Source organism: Comamonas sp. Z3, from assembly GCF_008121565.1.
Lineage (GTDB): Bacteria > Pseudomonadota > Gammaproteobacteria > Burkholderiales > Burkholderiaceae_C > Comamonas > Comamonas brasiliensis.
Window position 1 is genome coordinate 451,732 of the sequence record NZ_VOQU01000004.1, and the last position, 18,232, is coordinate 469,963.

The window sequence follows — 18,232 nt, forward strand, 5'->3', positions numbered from 1 at the left end:
GAATTTTCATGACTACAAGAACCAGCGGCGACGTGATTCTGGATATCAAGAACATCAGCCTGCGCTTCGGCGGCGTCAAGGCATTGACCGACATCTCGTTCAATGTCAAAGAGCACGAGATACGCTCCATCATCGGCCCCAACGGCGCCGGCAAGAGCTCCATGCTCAACTGCATCAACGGCGTCTACACGCCGTCCGAGGGCTCCATCACCTTTCGCGGCCAGACCTTCAGCCACATGAACAGCCGCCAGGTAGCCGAGATGGGTGTCGCACGCACCTTCCAGAACCTGGCGCTGTTCAAGGGCATGAGCGTGATCGACAACATCATGACCGGCCGCAACCTCAAGATCAGGAGCAACATCCTCATGCAGGCCCTGCGCATCGGCCCTGCACAACGCGAGGAAATGCAGCACCGCGAGTTCGTCGAACACATCATCGACTTCCTCGAAATCCAGGCCTATCGCAAGACTCCCGTGGGGCAGCTGCCCTACGGCCTGCAAAAGCGCGTGGACCTGGGGCGGGCCCTGGCCATGGAGCCACAGGTGCTGCTGCTGGACGAACCCATGGCCGGCATGAACGTGGAAGAGAAGCAGGACATGTGCCGCTTCATCCTCGATGTGAACGAAGAGTTCGGCACCACCATCGTGCTCATCGAACACGACATGGGCGTGGTCATGGACATCTCAGACCGTGTCGTGGTGCTGGACTACGGCAAGAAGATCGGCGACGGCGCTCCCGATGAAGTACGCAACAACGAAGACGTGATCCGCGCCTACCTGGGCGCGGGCCACTGAAGGAGCAGTCATGGGATTTTTCTTAGAGACATTGTTCGGTGGCCTCATGGTGGGCACGCTGTACGCACTGATCGCCATCGGCTTCGTGCTGATCTTCAAGGCCTCGGGCGTCTTCAACTTTGCGCAAGGAGCCATGGTGCTGTTTTCGGCCCTGGCCATGGCGCGCTTTTCGCAGTGGATTCCCGGCTGGCTGGGCATGGAGCCCGGCGTCGTTGGCAACCTGCTGGCCATCGTCGTCACTCTGACACTGATGGTGGGCGTAGCCTGGGTGATCGAGCGGCTGGCCCTGCGCCATCTGGTCAATCAGGAGCCCATCACCTTGCTGATGGCCACGCTGGGCATTGCCTATCTGCTCGACGGCCTGGGCCCCATGGTCTTTGGCAGCGAGGTCTACAAGATTGACGTCGGCATGCCCAAGGACCCCGTCTTCATCATGGACAGCCTGTTTCAGGGCGGTGTGATGATCAGCCTGGAAGACCTGTATGCGGCCTGCATCGCCGCCATCCTGGTGATCTGCCTGAGCATCTTCTTTCAGAAAACCAAGACCGGGCGCGCCCTGCGTGCCGTGGCCGACGATCACCAGGCCGCGCAGTCCATCGGCATTCCGCTGTCGCGCATCTGGGTCATCGTCTGGTCGGTGGCCGGCGGCGTGGCTCTGGTCGTCGGCATCATCTGGGGCAGCAAGCTGGGCGTTCAGTATTCGCTGTCACTGGTGGCCCTGAAGGCTTTGCCCGTGGTGATTCTGGGCGGCCTGACCTCGCTGCCCGGCGCCATCATCGGCGGCCTGATCATTGGTGTGGGCGAGAAGCTCTCCGAGGTCTATATCGGCCCCATGGTGGGCGGCGGCATCGAGACCTGGTTTGCCTATGGTCTGGCCCTTTGCTTCCTGCTGGTACGGCCCCAGGGTCTGTTCGGCGACAAAATCATTGACCGCGTTTAAGGCCGGAGGACTGACAGATGTTTTATCGTGAAAACGGCCAGTTCAAGACCAGCTATGCGGCAGACCAGCAGATCTTCGGCGTCGCCCAGGACCGCTGGGTCATCTTGCTGATCCTGGCCTTTGCCTTCCTGGCCATCCCCTTCATTGCGAGCGACTACACCTTCCAGGCGATTCTGATTCCCTTTGTCATCATGTCGCTGGCGGCGCTGGGTCTCAACATCCTCGTCGGCTACTGCGGCCAGATTTCACTGGGCACGGCCGCCTTCATGGCAGTGGGAGCCTATGCGGCCTACAACCTCCAGGCCCGCATCGAAGGCATGCCCTTGCTAGTGGCGCTGATAGGCGGCGGCCTGGTGGCCATGGTGTTCGGCGTGGTGTTCGGCCTGCCCAGCCTGCGCATTCGCGGCCTGTATCTGGCCGTGGCCACGCTGGCCGCCCAGTTCTTTGTGGACTGGCTGGCGACCCGTGCGGCCTGGGTGACGAACAACTCCTCGTCCGGCTCCGTCAGCGCCAAGCCGCTGGCCATTCTGGGCTGGGCCATCGACACGCCCATGGAGAAGTACCTGCTCTGCCTGGCAATCCTGTGCCTGCTCGGCCTGGCCGCCAAGAATCTGGTGCGCAGCTCGGTAGGGCGTGAATGGATGGCCATGCGCGACATGGATGTGGCGGCTGCCGTGATCGGCATCCGCCCCACCTACGCCAAGCTCTCGGCCTTTGCTGTGAGCAGCTTCATCGTCGGTGTGGCCGGTGCGCTCTGGGGCTTTGTCCACCTAGGTGCCTGGGAACCCGCAGCCTTCAGCCTGGATCGTTCGCTGCAGCTGCTGTTCATGATCATCATCGGTGGCCTGGGCTCTGTGGTGGGCAGCATCTTCGGCGCCGCCTTCTTCGTGCTGCTGCCCCTGCTGCTCAACCAGGTGCCCCACTGGCTGGGTCTGCCGCTGTCCACGGCCACGGCAACCTATCTCGAGCACATGATTTTTGGTGCGCTCATCGTGTTCTTCCTGATTGTGGAACCCCACGGATTGGCCAAGCTCTGGGCCACGGCCCGTCAGAAGCTGCGTGTCTGGCCGTTCCCGCATTGAGCATGAAACATCTGCTGAAACGCTGCGAGCCGGCACCCTTGTTCGATGCCGCGCAGCGAGTCATGCAGGTTCATGGACCGTTGAGCTACCTCAGTATTCTTTTCTTCAAGACACCGCAGAGTGCCTGCAACCGGGACAGCGTCCCATAAACCCAAGGAGACAGTCGATGATGTTCAAGAAAGTTGCGATTGCTGCCGCTGCTGTTGCTGCAGGCATGGGAGCCTTGATGGCTTCGCCGGCCGCTCAGGCTCAGGAGCAGTTTGTGCCCCTGCTGGTGTATCGCACAGGGCAGTTCGCGCCCCTGGGCATTCCATGGGCGGACGGCAAGCAGGATTACCTCAAGCTGGTCAACGCCAAGGGCGGCATCAATGGCGTGAAGATCAAGTTCGAGGAATGCGAAACCGCCTACGACACGGCCAAGGGCGTGGAATGCTACGAGCGCCTGAAGAACAAGGACGGCGGTGCCTCCGGCTTTGACACCCAGTCCACCGGCATCACCTTTGCCGTGACCGACAAGGCCCCTGGGGACAAGGTGCCGGTGGTCACTCCGGGCTATGGCCTGTCCCAGTCCGTGGACGGCAAGGTCTTCGAGTGGAACTTCCCGCTGCTGGGCAACTACTGGACCGCCGCCGACTCCATCGTGCAGGACATCCTGAAGAAGGAAAAAGGCAGCCTCAAGGGCAAGAAGATTGCCCTCGTCTATCACGACTCGCCTTACGGCAAGGAACCCATTCCGCTGCTGGAAAAGCGCGCTGCCAAGGACGGCTTTGAGCTGATCAAGCTGCCCGTGACCGCGCCCGGTGTGGAGCAGAAATCCACCTGGCTGCAGATTCGCCAGAACCGTCCCGACTATGTGCTGCTATGGTCGGCCGGCGTAATGACGCCCACAGCCGTGCGTGAGGCACAGGCCACGGGCTACCCGCGCGAGAAGATGTATGCCGTGTGGTGGGGTGGCTCCGACCATGACGTCAAGGACATCGGCGCCGGCGCCAAGGGCTACAACACGGTGACCATCCACAACACGGCCGAAAGCGACAAGGTGCATGGCGACATCAAGTCCATGCTCTACGACAAGGGCCAGGGCACTGCCAAGGACGCCAAGGAGCTGGGTCAGCTGGCACATACCCGCGGCATGGTGATCTCCATGCTGCAGGTCGAAGCCATCCGCACCGCACAGGAGAAGTTCGGCAAGGGCAAGGTCATGACACCCGAGCAGGTGCGCTGGGGCCTGGAGAACCTGAACATGACGCAGGAGCGCCTGAACGAGCTGGGCTTCGGCAAGATCATCCGCCCCTTCAAGACCAGCTGCGAAAACCACCTGGGCGCCGACTGGGCGCGTATTGCCACCTGGGACGGCGCCAAGTTCAAGGTGACTTCCGACTGGTACCAGGCCGACAAGTCCATGGTCGATCCGCTCTACAAGGAATTCGCGGACAAGTACGCCAAGGAAAAGAACGTCAAGGTAAGGACCTGCACTCCCTGAGGTGCTTCGCGCCCCCCACTGGCGCCTAGCGCCTGAGGGGGAGACATCCCCGCTGCGAGGCAAGCGGCCGGCATCGGCCCCTGCTTGATGTCTCTGACCAAGGCTCGTCTCGCCGCAACCGGATTGACAAAAATCAGCCTCAATCGCTTACCTAAAAAGCGTTTACAGCTATCTATTTTGAGTTACCAGGTGACCGCATGACCGACAACGCGCACACAGTTTCCACTTCCCCTCAGGCCACGCCCCTGGTGGAAGTCAATGGCATCGAGGTCATCTACAACCATGTGATCCTGGTGCTCAAGGGCGTCTCTCTGCAAGTGCCGCACCAGAGCATCGTGGCCCTGCTGGGCGGCAATGGCGCGGGCAAGACCACCACGCTGCGTGCCATCTCCAATCTGCTCAAGGGTGAACGCGGTGAAGTCACCAAGGGCGGCATCACACTGGAGGGCGAGCAGATCGCCAACCTCTCGCCGGCCGAACTCGTCAAGCGTGGCGTGGTACAGGTCATGGAAGGGCGCCACTGCTTTGCCCACCTGACGATCGAGGAGAACCTGCTCACGGGCAGCTACACGCGCACCGACAAGGGCGAGATTGCCGCCAATCTGGAGAAGGTCTACAACTACTTCCCGCGCCTCAAGACCCGGCGCACAAGCCAGGCGGCCTACACCTCGGGCGGCGAGCAGCAGATGTGCGCCATCGGCCGCGCGCTGATGAGCAACCCGCGCATGGTGCTGCTCGACGAGCCCTCCATGGGCCTGGCTCCGCAGATCGTGGATGAGGTGTTCCACATCGTCAAAGACCTCAACAGCAAGGAAAAAGTCACCTTCCTGCTGGCCGAACAGAACACCAACATGGCGCTCAAGTACGCCGACTACGGCTACATCATGGAGAGCGGACGCATCGTCATGGACGGCTCCGCCAAGGATCTCGCCAGCAACGAGGACGTCAAGGAGTTCTACCTGGGTGTGGGCGGCGGTGAGCGCAAGAGCTTCAAGGACGTGAAAAGCTACAAGCGCCGCAAGCGCTGGCTGGCCTGAAAAACCCCGCCCGAGGGGACGGCAAGCTCGCTGCAAGGCGACAGGGCCGCCCAGGCTCTTGCTCCTTGCCTCTTCCATGGATTTCGCCAGTTTCAAAGGCTACACCCCTACCGCTTGAATTTTCCCTACAGGATTTGCCATGAGTGACTTCTACGACTCCCTGGAAATTCGCAGCCCTGATGAGCGCGAAGCGACATTGATGGCTGCATTGCCCGCGCAGATTGCCCATGCCCAGCAGCGCTCGGCTGCGTTTGCCGAGATCCTCAAGGGCGTGGATGCGACAAGCATCACCAACCGCAGCACACTGGCCCAGCTGCCCGTCACCCGCAAGGGCGAACTGCTGGAACGCCAGGCTGCACTGCGCCCGCGCCAGATCTTCGGAGGCTTCAATGCCATTGGCCTGGGCCACGACATGCCCAGACTGTTTGCCAGCCCCGGCCCCATCTACGAACCCGAAAGCCGTCGCGCCGATTACTGGCGCATGGCCCGTTCCATGTACGCTGCAGGCTTTCGATCGGGCGAGCTGGTGCACAACTGCTTCAGCTATCACTTTGTGCCCGCAGGCTCGATGATGGAAACCGGAGCCCAGGCCCTGGGCTGCACGGTGTTTGCGGGCGGCACGGGCCAGACCGAGCAGCAGGTCCAGGCCATGGCCGATCTGCGACCAGCCGCCTATGTCGGCACGCCCAGCTTTCTGAAAATCATTGTGGAAAAAGCCCAGGAGATGGGCGTGGCGCTGCCCAGCCTGACCAAGGCCATGGTCAGCGGCGAAGCCTTCCCGCCCTCGCTCAGCCAATGGATGCGCGAACATGGCATCGATGCCTACCAGAGCTATGGCACGGCCGATCTGGGCCTGATTGCCTATGAAACCAGCGCCCGCGAAGGCCTGGTGCTGGACGAAGGCGTGATCGTGGAGATCGTGCGTCCAGGCACCGGCGACCCCGTGGCCGAAGGCGAGGTGGGGGAGCTGGTCATCACCACGCTCAACCCCGACTACCCGCTGATCCGCTTCGGCACGGGCGACCTCTCGGCCTATCTGCCGGGAACCTGCCCTACGGGCCGCACCAATGCCCGCATCAGGGGCTGGATGGGCCGCGCCGATCAGACCACCAAGGTACGCGGCATGTTCGTGCATGCCAAGCAGGTGGCCGAGGTCGTCAAGCGCTTCCCGCAGATCGCCAGGGCCAGACTGGTGGTGACGGGCGAGATGGCCAACGACCAGATGCAGCTGCTCGTGGAAACCACGGAGACCTCGCCGGGTTTTGCCTTGCAGGTGATCGATGCCTTGCGCGAGGTCACCAAGCTGCGCGGCGAGGTACAGATGGTGGCCCCCGGCAGCCTGCCCAACGACGGCAAGGTGATCGAGGACGCGCGCTCCTATCAATGAAGCTCCGCAGGCTGCTGACAGCCGGCTCTGCGGCCGTCAGGCTTTGGTGCGACGGCTACGGCTTGATGCGAACTCCGCCACAGCTGTCGCCAATTCGCGACACCTCACCGGCTTGCTTTAGCGCAAATGCAATGTGATCCCCGGCCCCATCAAGGGATAACACTTAGAAAATAACAAAAACCCCACAGATTAGCGCTCCCTAGAATCCGGCTTTACGTCACAACAAGCCAACCGTCCTGGTCTGCTTGCACATTATTTTTAGGGAGACACTGTGAAAACTATTTTCAAGATCGCCACCATCGCTCTGGCCGCCACCGCCGCCATCAGCAGCCATGCCGACAGCTACCCAGCAGCTGGCAAGACGATCACGATCATCGTGCCTTTCACGGCAGGCGGCCCCACCGACAAGGTGGCACGCGACCTCGCTGAATCCATGCGCAAGCAGCTGAACAACGCCACCATCGTCATCGACAACGCCGACGGTGCCGGCAGCACGATTGGCACGGCCAAGGCCGCACGGGCACGCAACGACGGCTACACGCTGCTGCTGACGCATATCGGCATGTCCACCATCCCGACGCTGTACCGCAAGCTGTCCTTCAACGTGCTCAACGACTTCGAGTACGCCGGCATCATCAACGATGTGCCCATGACACTGATCGGCCGCCCCACCCTGCCTGCCAAGAACTTCGCCGAAGTCAAGGACTGGGTCAGCAAGAACCAGGGCAAGGTGAATCTGGCCAACGCCGGCGTGGGCTCCGCCTCGCACCTGTGCGGCCTGATGTTCCAGGCCTCGCTGCAGCAGGATATGACGCCTGTGCCCTACAAGGGTGCGGCTCCTGCGATTGCCGACCTGATGGGCAACCAGGTGGACCTGCTGTGCGACCAGACCACCAACACCACTTCGCAGATTGCCGCCAAGAAGGTTCAGGCCTATGCCGTGACCACGGCCAAGCCGCTGACCACGCCTGCACTCAAGGACCTGCCTACACTGCAGTCCCTGGGCCTGAAGGACTTCAACGTGACCATCTGGCACGGTCTGTACGCTCCCAAGGGCACGCCTGCCGATGTGGTGCAGAAGATCAACGAAGCCATGAAGGCTTCGCTCAAGGACCCCGAGTTCATCAAGCGCCAGGAAGCCCTGGGTGCCGTGATTGCCACGGATGACCGCACCAGCCCTGCCGGCCACAAGAAGTTTGTGGAATCCGAAATCGCCAAGTGGGGCAAGGTCATCAAGGCCGCCGGCATCTACGCCGACTGATAGGGCGCAAGCTCGTCAAAAAAAGCCTGCATCTGCAGGCTTTTTTTGTTGGGGTGGCCAGAAGGTGGCGGGACTTACCAGGTCACTTCCTTGCCATCGGCCGCGCTGCGCCTGAGCATGTCGACGAAAGGCACGATGCGCTGGCCCAGGGCCACGCTGTCCTGGCTCGCAGGCGCCGCATCCTCGTCCTGCGCATCGTCTTCCGGCTGCTTGCGCCTGGCGGCCTCTTCGGCGGCAGCAGCCTCCAGCGCGGCAATGGCGGCCGGAATCTGCTCCACGGTGATGATGCCGTGCACCTCGTCGGGCGACTTGCCGATGATTTCCAGCAGCTTGCGGCCGTTGGCGTCCAGCATGATGAGGTCTGCCGTGGCACGCGATTTGAATTTGTAGGGCATGAGCGGTTCCTTCAACGGTAGATGTATTCGCGGTTAAAAGGATAGCCGCTCTGCGCACCGGTCATCGCGCCGCTGCGCAGATCGCCATCGGGTTTGCAGCACAGCATCTGATGCAGCGCAATCCAGCCATGCTCAAACCCCATGGCCGACCCCGCCAGATAGAGGCGGTAGGCACGCAGCGCCTTGACGGCTTTGTCCTCATCATACTGGGCCTGCAAAAGTGCCTGTGCCTCGCCCAGCCGGGCCTCCAGCGCATCCGACCAGGCCCAGAGCGTGCGCGCATAGTGCGGGCGCAGGTTCTCGGTGTCCACCATCTCCAGCCCGCTGGCAGCCAGGTCATGCAGCACGCGACTGACATGCATGAGCTCGCCACCGGGAAAGATGTAGCGGTTGATGAACTCGCCCATGCCGGCGCCCAGCTCCACATTGCTGACCCCGCCCGCCGTGATGCCATGGACCAGGGCCAGTCCGCCGGGCCTGAGCATGGAGTAAATGGTGTCGAAGTATTCCTGCAGATTGGCGCTGCCCACATGTTCGAACATGCCGACCGAGCCGATCTTGTCGAACGGCTCCACATCACCCATCTGCCGGTAGTCGCGCAGCTCGACCTGAACCTTGCCCTGCAGACCCTTCTCGGCGATCAGGCGTTGCACATGATCGAACTGGTTGCGCGACAGCGTGATGCCATGGGCCTGAACATCGTAATGCTCTGCCGCCCAGAAGATCAGTCCGCCCCATCCGGAGCCGATGTCCCAGAAGCGCTCGCCAGGCTGAAGCTTGAGCTTTTTGCAGATGTGATCGAGCTTGGCTTCCTGCGCCTGGGCCAGACTCATGCCCCGCTCCCTGTAATAGGCACAGGAATAGACGCGGCGCGGATCCAGCCACAGCGCGTAGAAGTCGTCAGAGAGATCGTAGTGAAACTGAATCTGCTCGGCATCGCGCGTCAGCGTGTGCATGGCCAGTGACCTGGCCTTGGAAACCGTCTGTCCCAGCCATGAAGGCGCATGGCTGACCGGATCGCCGCGCAGCAGCCCGGCCGCAGCAGCCATGATGTCGCGGGAGCTGCCCTTGACCTCCACCCACCCCTCGACGATGGCCGAGCCGATCGAGCCGATCTGGCCGTCCAGCAGCGCCGCCAGGGCCTTGGGGGAGCGGAAAATGAGCTGCACCGCACTGTGTTCAGACCCGATGCGCTCGCCCGATGGAAGTTCTACCGATGCCGTCACAGGAAGTCTTGCTAGCAGCGGCTCCAATGTGCTCAACAGGTTTTTCATGAAAACCATTGTTCACATCGACTATGGCAGGGTCAAGACGGGAAACTTCTCCAAACCCCGAACGGCCCTGGGTCTGACAAGACCTCAGTTGCTGGCCTGCATCAGCTTTTCGTAGGCTTTGAGAGTACCGGGGGCCACGCACTGCAGCACCTGCTCATAGGCCGTCTTGTGCCGCGCCAGCAAGCGCATGGAGGCAACGGTGCGGCTGCGGCAGAACCAGTGGCAAGTGTGTTGCATCAGCATCAGCTCGGCCGTCATGGTGAAGGCACGGCGCTTGCGCTCTTCCTCGTCGGCCGCATCACCCACACGTGCAGCCGCCAGCGCCTTGGCATGCAGCTTCATGGCCTCGCGCACATCCATGGTGGCCGAGGGCAGAACGCGGGTCATATAGGGCAGCGCCAGCGGCAGGGTGCTGGCACGTGTCTGCTCGGCCGGCAAGGTGGCGAATTCTTCCGCAAAGCGCTGAAACTGGCTCACCAGGCTGCTCTCGGTATTGGCCAGCACGGGCCAGATCTGTTCACGTCGCTGGGCATCCTTCTCGCCGATGACACGCAGATACCCTTCCATCAGATTGGCCATGAGCTTCTCGATCTGAAAACGTGCCAGATGCTGGGCCAGAAGCTGGGTGTGCTGGCGCTGCTCCTGCTTCTTGAGCACGTAGAGCACGGTGGTGACAATGATGGCGAGCGTTAGAAAATCCATGAAGCGAAACCAGACAGGCGGACAAGCGCAATGAGAAAAAGGATGAGTGTAGTCAGCCTGAGGGCTTTGCTGGGAATTAGCGTCGCAATTGCAGGCCTGACGGGTTGCAGCAGCGCCGGCTATTACTGGCAGGGCTTCAAGGGCCAGATGCAGATTCTTCAGGCCGCGCGCCCCGTCGAAGACTGGTTGAGCGAGGACAGTACTTCTGCGGCACTGCGTCAGCGCCTGCAGACCGCACAGCAGATGCGCCGCTTTGCCAGCCAGGAGCTGGCCCTGCCCGACAACGCCAGCTACACCCGCTATGCCCAGCTGCAACGTCCGTTTGCAGTCTGGAACGTGGTGGCAGCCCCGGCCTACAGCCTGGAGATGCACCAGTGGTGCTTTCCCATCACCGGCTGCATTGCCTACCGAGGCTATTTCAGCAAGGAAGGCGCGCAGGCAGAAGCGCTCAGGCTTCAGGCCCGGGGGCTGGAGACCAGCGTCTATGGCGTGCCGGCCTACTCCACGCTTGGCTATCTGAACTGGCTGGGCGGCGACCCCCTGCTCAGCACCTTCACATCCTGGCAGGAAGGCGACTTCGCCGGTCTGCTGTTCCACGAGCTGGCCCACCAGCTGCTGTATGTGAAGAACGACACGGCCTTCAACGAGTCCTTTGCCACCACGGTGGAACGCATGGCCACGCCTTTATGGCTGCAGGGCCATGCCAGCGCCGCCACACAACAACGCTGGCAGCAAGGTCTGCAGCGACGCGAGCACTGGCAGCAGCTGACACGTGAGGCCCGCCAGCGCCTGCAACAGGTCTACGAGACTGAGGGTACCCAGCCGATTGATGCACAATCGCTGCCCGCCATCAAAAGCAAGGTCTTTGAAGAATTTCGCGGCACTTATGCTCAGCTCAGAGCGCAATGGATCGCCACTGACGGGCCCCTGCTGACCAGCCCAGCCCTGCGCGAGCAGTATGAGCGGCGCCTGGCCCAGACCGATGAATGGGTGGCGCAGGCCAATAACGCCAGCTTCGGCGCCCTGGCTGCCTACGATGACTGGGTCCCCGCCATGACCAGCTGGTGGCTGCAGCTGCGCGGCGATGGCCCGGCCACGCGAGAAACCTGGCGCAGCTTCTATGCGCAGATGCGCGATCTGTCGGCCCTGCCTGCTGAAGAACGCAAGCTGCGGCTATGCGTCCAATGGGGAGAAGCGGCGAAAACAGCGACTCAGTGCCAATAAACACTTCAGACTGACATGAAACAATTATTTACAAGGGTTAACCATGTAGGAGGCTTCAGCGCTTTTTAAGAAAGTCCCGCCAGACTTATCCGATACCTTTTTTTTGGCTGTCTGCCGTGGCTACCCAAGACTCTGTTTCTGCACCCTTTTTCAAGAGGCTTATTCAACCTCGCACACCTCAGTTCATCGCTCTGGCATTGGCCATATGGCTGACGCTGACCGCCAACTGGGCCCTGTGGCTGCGGCTGCCCTCTCTGGATGGCTATCAAGGCAGCCCGCTCATGCTGGCCATGCGGGTTGCGCCGCTGGTGCTGGGCGCCAGCCTGTTGCTGACCTCCTTGTTCGCCTGGCCACGCTTTACCAAGCCGTTCTGGGTTGCACTGCTGCTGGTGGCTGCCAGTTCCCAGTACTTCATGGTCAGCTACGGCACCGTGATGGACAAGGGCATGATCCACAACATCCTGCAGACCGATGCCCGCGAAAGCTCAGACCTTTTCAACATCAAGCTGCTGGCAGAGGTGCTGATCATCGCCGTCCTGCCTGCCATCTGGCTGTGGAAAACCCCGCTCAAACGCGCCAGCAGCGCCTGGCGCAACATGCTGCGCACCGCCTTGCTGCTGCTGGGCGGCATCGCCCTGATAGCCGCCTCCCTGGCCGTGTCCTACCGCGATCTGGCCCCGGTGGTACGCAACAATCTTTGGCTGCGCTACATGATCAACCCGATCAACCCCGTGCTGTCCGCAGCCTCGGTGGCACTGGATCCCCTGATCAACAAGCCCAGGCCTTTTGTCAGCATCACGGGCGGCGCTGCCCTGGGTGCCAGCTATGCTGCGGCCCAGAAACCGCCGCTGCTGGTGCTGGTGGTGGGCGAGACGGCGCGCGCCAAGAACTTCAGCCTCAACGGCTATGAGCGCGATACCAACCCCGAGCTGGCCAGGCGCGATGTGCTGAGCTGGCGCAACGCCCGCTCCTGCGGCACCAGCACCCGCGAATCGGTGCCCTGCATGTTCTCCAACCTGGGCCGAGAAGGCTTTTACGCATCCAAGGTCGAGCATGACAACCTTCTCGACGTGCTGCAGGCCGCCGGACTGGCCGTGCTTTGGGTGGACAATCAGGCCGGCTGCAAAGGCGTGTGCAAGCGCATTCCCATGGCCGACACCGCCGACAGTGTGAACACGCCTGCCGGCAAGGCCTTGTGCGCCCAGGATGGCGAGTGCCTGGATGCGCTGCTGCTCGCCGGCCTGGATGAGCGCATCGCCAGACTGGACCCCGCGCGCCGCGCCAAGGGTCTGGTTCTGGTCATGCACCAGATGGGCAGTCATGGCCCCGAGTACTTCAAGCGCTCTACCCCGGACCTCAAGGCCTTCAAGCCCGAATGCGCCACCAATGCCCTGTCCAGCTGCCCACAGCAAAGCGTGGTCAATGTCTACGACAACTCCATTCGCTATACCGACCATTTCCTGGCCCAGACCATAGACTGGCTCAAGACTCAGCAAAGCCAGTTTGAAACCGGCATGTTCTACATGTCCGACCACGGCGAGTCGCTGGGCGAACTCGGTGTCTATCTGCATGGCATGCCCTATGCCATGGCACCCGATGATCAGAAACATGTGCCCATGATTGCCTGGCTGGGAACGCTGGGTGCTCGTACCGGCCTGAATCAGAGCTGCCTGAGCAAGACACTGGATCAGCCGCTCTCGCATGACAACCTGTTTCATACGGTCATGGGCCTGATGGACGTCACCTCGCCGACCTACAAACAGCCGCTGGATGCATTTGCCAGTTGCCGCAAGGCCAGCTAGACATTGACTGCGCAGCACAAAAAAGGCCTGCCGGATGGACGATCCGGCAGGCCTTCTTCGTTTCCAGGTGCTGCGCTGGCAGCGATCAGCAGCAGCGCATCACTCGCCCTGAGAACCGCGGCGCGCCCAGCCCGTGGTGTGCTTTTCCAGCAGATTGAACAGCTCGTACATCACCATGGCCATGGCTCCCACCACGATCAACCCTGCAAAGGCCAGACCCATCTGCATGGAAGAGCCGGCGGAGACCAGCAGATAGCCGATACCCTCGTTGGCAGCCGTCATCTCGCTGACTGTCGTGCCCACAAAGGCCAGCGTGATCGCGACCTTGAGCGAGCCGTAGAAATACGGCAGGGAGCGCGGCAGGCCGACCTTGATCAGCACGTCCCAGCGCTTGGCTCCCAGCACGCGCAGCACATCTTCCAGTTCGGGCTCCAGCGTGGCCAGACCCGTGGCGATATTGACCATGATGGGGAAGAAGCTGATCAGAAAGGCCGTGAGAATGGCCGGGCCTGCGCCGATGCCGAACCAGACCACCAGAATCGGCACGAATGCGGCCTTGGGCAGAGCATTGAATGCCGTCATCAGCGGATAGAACGCCGCATAGGCCAGGCGCGAGGAGCCGATCAGAAACCCCAGCAGCACGCCCACCACGATCGCCAGTGCAAAGCCCGCCATCGTCACCCAATAGGTGCGCCAGGCATGCATGGCAATCGTGCCCGCAAACTCATAGAGCTGATGGCCTATGGCCCAGGGGCTGGGGAAGATGAATTCCGAGACGCCGAAGCCCGAACAGATGATCTGCCAGAGCAGGACGATCAGCAGCAACAGCAGCCAGGGAGCCCAGCGCTCGGCGGTTTTTCTATGTTTCATGATGCGCCTTATTGAGGAATGGCTGCAGCGGTGTCGGTGCCGCTTTTGCGCAGGGCGCCAATATGGCCGCGCAGCTCGTAGACGATGTCCGAGAACTCGGGGGTGTAAGTGACCTCCAGATCGCGCGGGCGCGGCAGGTCGATGTCGCGGCGCACCACGAAGCGGCCCGGGCTTTTGCTCATCACATAGACGGTATCGGCCAGGAACACGCTCTCGCGCAGATCATGCGTGACCAGGATCACATTGAACTTCTGCTCGGCCTGCAGGTCACGCAAAATGCACCACAGCTCCTCGCGCGTGAAGGCGTCGAGCGCACCAAAGGGCTCGTCGAGCAGCAGCATCTGCGGCTCGTGAATCAGGGCGCGGCAGATGCTGGCGCGCTGCTGCATGCCGCCGGACAGCTGCCAGGGGTATTTGCGTTCATAGCCCGCGAGTCCGACCTTGCCCAGCAGCTCTATGGCACGCGCCTCGTATTCCTTGCGCTTTTGCTTGAACTGCGAGCGGTGCGGCTCCACGATCTCCAGCGGCAGCAGCACATTGTCCAGCGTGGTGCGCCAGGGCAGCAGCGAAGAGGACTGGAAAGCCATGCCCGAGATCTTGAGCGGCCCTGTGACACGCTGGCCATCGACCGTGATGCGCCCCATGGACGGCATCTTCAGGCCAGTGGTGAGCTTCATGAAAGTGGACTTGCCACAGCCCGAAGGACCGACGATGGCGATGAACTCGCCGCGCTGCACCGTGAGGTCGATGGCTTCCACCGCAAAGTGGTTGGCCTGCAGCAGCTCTTCGTTATAGGCCAGCCAGACGTCTTTGAATTCGACAAATGGCCGGGCAGCTTCTGTATCTGATGACTTCATAAAAGCAGGCTGTAGCGCCTGTCACACAAGCGCATCCAGCTATCAATCAATGAGCAATTACTTCTTGGGAAAAACGTCGAGTTCCGCTACGGGCGGCAGAAAGCGGCCGTTCCAGAGCGTCTCGGGGTTCACGCGTGTCTTGGTCGCATAGACGTCCGAGATCTGGGAAGCCATCAGCGCCATGCGTGTGGGGCTGACCTGGCCAAAGCCCTCGCCGCGCGCATCGGCGGTGTTGATCACGGTGTCGATCGCGAGTTGCAGACGGCGGGTTTCGAGCGCCGTGTTGACGATGCCGTCGCGCTCCTTCACATAGGCAATGGCGGCACCGGGGTTGGCCATGACTTCCTTTGCGCCCTTGCTGAAGGCCTTGAGGAAGGCACGCACGGCTTCGGGGTTCTCGCGCACCAGCTTGGCGCTGGCGATGATGGCGTTGCCATAGAGCTTGACGCCGTTGTCCGCAAACGGCATGACCACCACATCGGCCGCCTTCACGCCACGCGCCTCCAGGTTCAGCAGCGAAGTAAAGGTAAAGCCCGTGATGGCATCGATATCGCCGCGCACCAGCATGGTCTCGCGCAGCGGCGGATCCATGGTGGTCCATTGCACATCGCCGACCTTGTTGGCCTTGGCAAACAGCGGGAAACCGCGCCGACCCGCATCAAACACCGGTGCGCCGAGCTTTTTTCCGGTCAAGTCTGCAGGCTTGGCAATGGCGCTCTTCCTGAGGGCCATGACCGAAGCCGGCGTGTTGTTGTAGACCATCATCACGGCCACTGGCTTGTCTTTGACATCGGGGTTGTTGGCATGAAACTCCATGAGTGCGGCCAGATCGGCAAAACCCATGTCGTAAGAGCCCGATGCCACGCGCTGAATCGCGCCACCGGAGCCGCTGCCGGCGTCCACCGTCACATTCAGGCCCGCTGCCTGAAAATAGCCCTTGGCGGCGGGCTGCAGAAACAGCGCGGCAGGTCCTTCGAAACGCCAGTCCAGCTGGAATTTGATGGGCGTGGCGGCAAAGGCCGCCGTGGCGCTGGCAAAGCTGCCCAGGGCCAGAACGGATTGCAGGAACAGGCGCTTGGTTTGCATGGTGGCTTCCCTCTCTCTATGTCAATGAATTGCGTTTGAATGCGTGCCGGGGCTCAGACCTTCCAGGCGCCCTGGTGCGAACTGCTGGCCTCTTCGATCAAGGCCGGCCCGATGCATTCGATGGCGTGCGAAGCGGCCTGAAACACATCGCGGCAGGACAGCTCTGCATCCTTCTGATCGAGCCGCTCGCCACGGAACACGCGCAGCCGCTCGGCATCAATGCCATAGACCACCCGGCCGATGGCGGACCAGAAGATCGCGCCGGCGCACATCACACAGGGCTCGGCGGACGAGTACAGCGTGGCGACGGCCAGCTCATTTCGTGAATGCAAGGGGCCGGCCAGGCGGATGGCGGACAGCTCGGCATGGGCCGTGCAATCGCCGCTCTCACCGTTGGCATTGCTGGCCTGGGCCAGCACGCGCCCGTCGGCGGCCACGATCAGCGCGCCAAACGGCCGGTTGCCGCGCTCGCGTGCCGTATCCGCGAGCGCAATGGCTTCGCGCAAATAACGGCCATCGGCGTCATTCAGGGCCTGGGCTTGAGGCAATGACATGGTTGGATCCTCCTCAGGCCTTGAGCATGCGCGCCGACCTGGCTGGCAGCATGCTGCTGTTGAACAGTGCGTCGGCAGATGGCGTGGTCTTGAGCGCAAAGGTCTGCACCACGCTGTCCAGCTGCTGCTCCATCAGGCGCTTGCTGAAGTCGCCCAGTCCATGGCTTTTCGTGTCTGCCGCTGCCACATACTGTGCGGTGATGGACCAGCGCTCCAGCTCCAGCTTCTCATCGAGAATCGGCTCGCGCTGGCGCACGGCGGCAATGCCTGCTGCGGGGTTGGCAAGGCATTCCACAATCGCACGGTTGGTGGCGCGCAGGAAAGCGGCCACGACCTGCGGCTTCTCGGCGATCAGCTGGCTGGACGCCAGGATCGCATTGCCATACAGATGAACGCCGGCATCGCTATAGCGCAGTATGGAAAGCTCCTCGGGCTTGAGGCGCGCAAACAGCGATACCGCCGAGTCATGGAAATAGGTGGCGGCATCCACATCGCCACGCACCATGACGTTGTCTCGTGCCGAGAACTCCGTTGTCGACCAGGCAAACAGATCCGCGGGCAGGTTCTTGCGCCGCGCCACCATGGGCCAGGCACGGCGCGTGGACTCCACCGCCGCTGCGGCCACCTTCTTGCCCTTGAGACTTCCGAAGTCCGAAGTGATGCCCCTATCCTTGCGTCCGATGATCACAAAGGGGGCGCGGTTGTAGTACTGATAGACAGCCTGCACACGAGGCGTGCCGGCGTTCTGCGCATTGAACTCGATCAGCGAGCTGATGTCACCCAGTCCCAGCTGGTAGGCGCCGCTGGCAATGCGAGTGATGGAGGCCACCGAGCCCGAGCCCACATCCAGGCTCACATCCAGGCCCTCATCGCGGTAATAGCCGTTTTGCTGCGCCAGAAAGAAAGGAGCCGTCTGGCCGTTGACACGGAAATCCAGCGTGAATTTCAGAGGCGTCAGCGACTTGCCCTGGGCATGAACCCAGGGCGCACCGCAAAGAGGCAGGGCAGCAAGAAAATGGCGACGTTGCATGGGGGAACTCTCAGGTCTCTGGCGACAGGAATGCCGGCGGCGGCAGCCACTGGCAGGACTTGAGCAATTTCCTGGCACTGCACACGGATGCAGGCTGAACGCTTCTACTCGTTCAACCTTCTAGCAATTGGCGTGCCTGCTTTTGATTTCCGCTTGCCGGGTATCAACAAGGTGCACGCCCGAGCAGCGCATGCATGGATTCATGCACGGCAGTGCACCAGTTTGAAGCCATGCACCAAAACCAAGAGCGCCTGTGCCCCGGTGAATGGCTGGCACGCTGTTTGCTGCACTCAAATCAAGAGTAGAAGCGTTCAGCACGGTGCTTCTGACCATCGCCGGTCAGCAGCTTCGCGGGTCATTGCTCTTGAAGTGGGTGCGGCACACAGCCGCACCTGGTATCCACACTTCAGGTGCCCGCAACCGCAAGCCTCACTGGCATCGCCTGTGCCTGAAG

Annotated in this window: 17 protein-coding genes; 9 read left to right on the forward strand and 8 right to left on the reverse strand. The window is 61.8% G+C overall.

Translation table 11 applies throughout. The annotated features are described in order from the left end of the window. Positions 1-8: 8 nt before the first annotated feature. The 7 genes from FSY59_RS14200 to FSY59_RS14230 all read left to right on the forward strand — a co-directional run bounded on the left by FSY59_RS14200 (position 9) and on the right by FSY59_RS14230 (position 7,984). On the forward strand, positions 9-794 hold the full coding sequence (locus tag FSY59_RS14200) for an ABC transporter ATP-binding protein (RefSeq protein ID WP_003050788.1): 786 nt from the start codon (positions 9-11) through the stop codon (positions 792-794). A gap of 10 nt (positions 795-804) precedes the next feature. Next, entirely contained in the window at positions 805-1,734 is a 930-nt protein-coding gene (locus FSY59_RS14205) for a branched-chain amino acid ABC transporter permease (RefSeq protein WP_003050785.1), read from the forward strand. Positions 1,735-1,751: 17 nt separating this feature from the next. Beyond that, a complete protein-coding gene (locus FSY59_RS14210; protein ID WP_003050783.1) occupies positions 1,752-2,816 on the forward strand; it encodes a branched-chain amino acid ABC transporter permease in 1,065 nt (354 codons plus the stop codon). A 166-nt stretch (positions 2,817-2,982) separates the two neighbouring features. Beyond that, entirely contained in the window at positions 2,983-4,299 is a 1,317-nt protein-coding gene (locus tag FSY59_RS14215; protein WP_003050782.1) for an ABC transporter substrate-binding protein, read from the forward strand. Positions 4,300-4,496: 197 nt separating this feature from the next. Continuing rightward, positions 4,497-5,336 (forward strand): ABC transporter ATP-binding protein, encoded by an 840-nt coding sequence (locus FSY59_RS14220; RefSeq protein WP_003050780.1) that lies wholly within the window; start codon positions 4,497-4,499, stop codon positions 5,334-5,336. Between the two features lie 139 nt (positions 5,337-5,475). Then, on the forward strand, positions 5,476-6,723 hold the full coding sequence (locus FSY59_RS14225; RefSeq protein WP_043375401.1) for a phenylacetate--CoA ligase family protein: 1,248 nt from the start codon (positions 5,476-5,478) through the stop codon (positions 6,721-6,723). 271 nt (positions 6,724-6,994) lie between these two features. Next, the gene (locus tag FSY59_RS14230) at positions 6,995-7,984 is read left to right on the forward strand and encodes a tripartite tricarboxylate transporter substrate-binding protein (protein WP_003050777.1); all 990 of its coding nucleotides are present in this window, start codon (positions 6,995-6,997) and stop codon (positions 7,982-7,984) included. A gap of 74 nt (positions 7,985-8,058) precedes the next feature. Here the strand turns inward: FSY59_RS14230 and FSY59_RS14235 are convergent, their stop codons facing one another. From FSY59_RS14235 to FSY59_RS14245, 3 genes are all read right to left on the reverse strand, one after another. After that, positions 8,059-8,379: a DUF1840 domain-containing protein gene (locus FSY59_RS14235; RefSeq protein WP_034373624.1), complete on the reverse strand. Its 321-nt coding sequence runs from the start codon at positions 8,377-8,379 to the stop codon at positions 8,059-8,061. Between the two features lie 11 nt (positions 8,380-8,390). Then, on the reverse strand, positions 8,391-9,662 hold the full coding sequence (locus tag FSY59_RS14240; RefSeq protein WP_148729174.1) for a cyclopropane-fatty-acyl-phospholipid synthase family protein: 1,272 nt from the start codon (positions 9,660-9,662) through the stop codon (positions 8,391-8,393). Positions 9,663-9,737: 75 nt separating this feature from the next. Further along, positions 9,738-10,355: a hypothetical protein gene (locus FSY59_RS14245; RefSeq protein WP_148729175.1), complete on the reverse strand. Its 618-nt coding sequence runs from the start codon at positions 10,353-10,355 to the stop codon at positions 9,738-9,740. Between the two features lie 42 nt (positions 10,356-10,397). Here FSY59_RS14245 and FSY59_RS14250 point away from each other — a divergent pair, with 42 nt between their 5' ends. Beyond that, positions 10,398-11,579, forward strand: a complete 1,182-nt coding sequence (locus tag FSY59_RS14250; protein WP_148729176.1) for an aminopeptidase — start codon at positions 10,398-10,400, stop codon at positions 11,577-11,579. Between the two features lie 116 nt (positions 11,580-11,695). Next, complete coding sequence (locus FSY59_RS14255; RefSeq protein WP_187427920.1) at positions 11,696-13,381, forward strand: phosphoethanolamine transferase; 1,686 nt, start codon at positions 11,696-11,698, stop codon at positions 13,379-13,381. A gap of 99 nt (positions 13,382-13,480) precedes the next feature. Here FSY59_RS14255 and FSY59_RS14260 read toward each other — a convergent pair whose 3' ends face one another. From FSY59_RS14260 to FSY59_RS14280, 5 genes are read right to left on the reverse strand one after another with little or no spacing between them, the layout of a single operon-like run. Continuing rightward, a complete protein-coding gene (locus tag FSY59_RS14260) occupies positions 13,481-14,251 on the reverse strand; it encodes an ABC transporter permease (protein ID WP_003050766.1) in 771 nt (256 codons plus the stop codon). 8 nt (positions 14,252-14,259) lie between these two features. Further along, positions 14,260-15,108, reverse strand: a complete 849-nt coding sequence (locus FSY59_RS14265) for an ABC transporter ATP-binding protein (RefSeq protein ID WP_003050765.1) — start codon at positions 15,106-15,108, stop codon at positions 14,260-14,262. 57 nt (positions 15,109-15,165) lie between these two features. Beyond that, a complete protein-coding gene (locus tag FSY59_RS14270; RefSeq protein WP_003050764.1) occupies positions 15,166-16,194 on the reverse strand; it encodes an ABC transporter substrate-binding protein in 1,029 nt (342 codons plus the stop codon). A gap of 53 nt (positions 16,195-16,247) precedes the next feature. After that, positions 16,248-16,748 carry a nucleoside deaminase gene (locus FSY59_RS14275; RefSeq protein WP_148729178.1) on the reverse strand — a complete coding sequence of 167 codons (501 nt, stop codon included), beginning with the start codon at positions 16,746-16,748 and terminating at the stop codon, positions 16,248-16,250. A 13-nt stretch (positions 16,749-16,761) separates the two neighbouring features. After that, positions 16,762-17,778, reverse strand: a complete 1,017-nt coding sequence (locus tag FSY59_RS14280) for an ABC transporter substrate-binding protein (protein ID WP_003050759.1) — start codon at positions 17,776-17,778, stop codon at positions 16,762-16,764. Positions 17,779-18,232 lie beyond the last annotated feature (454 nt).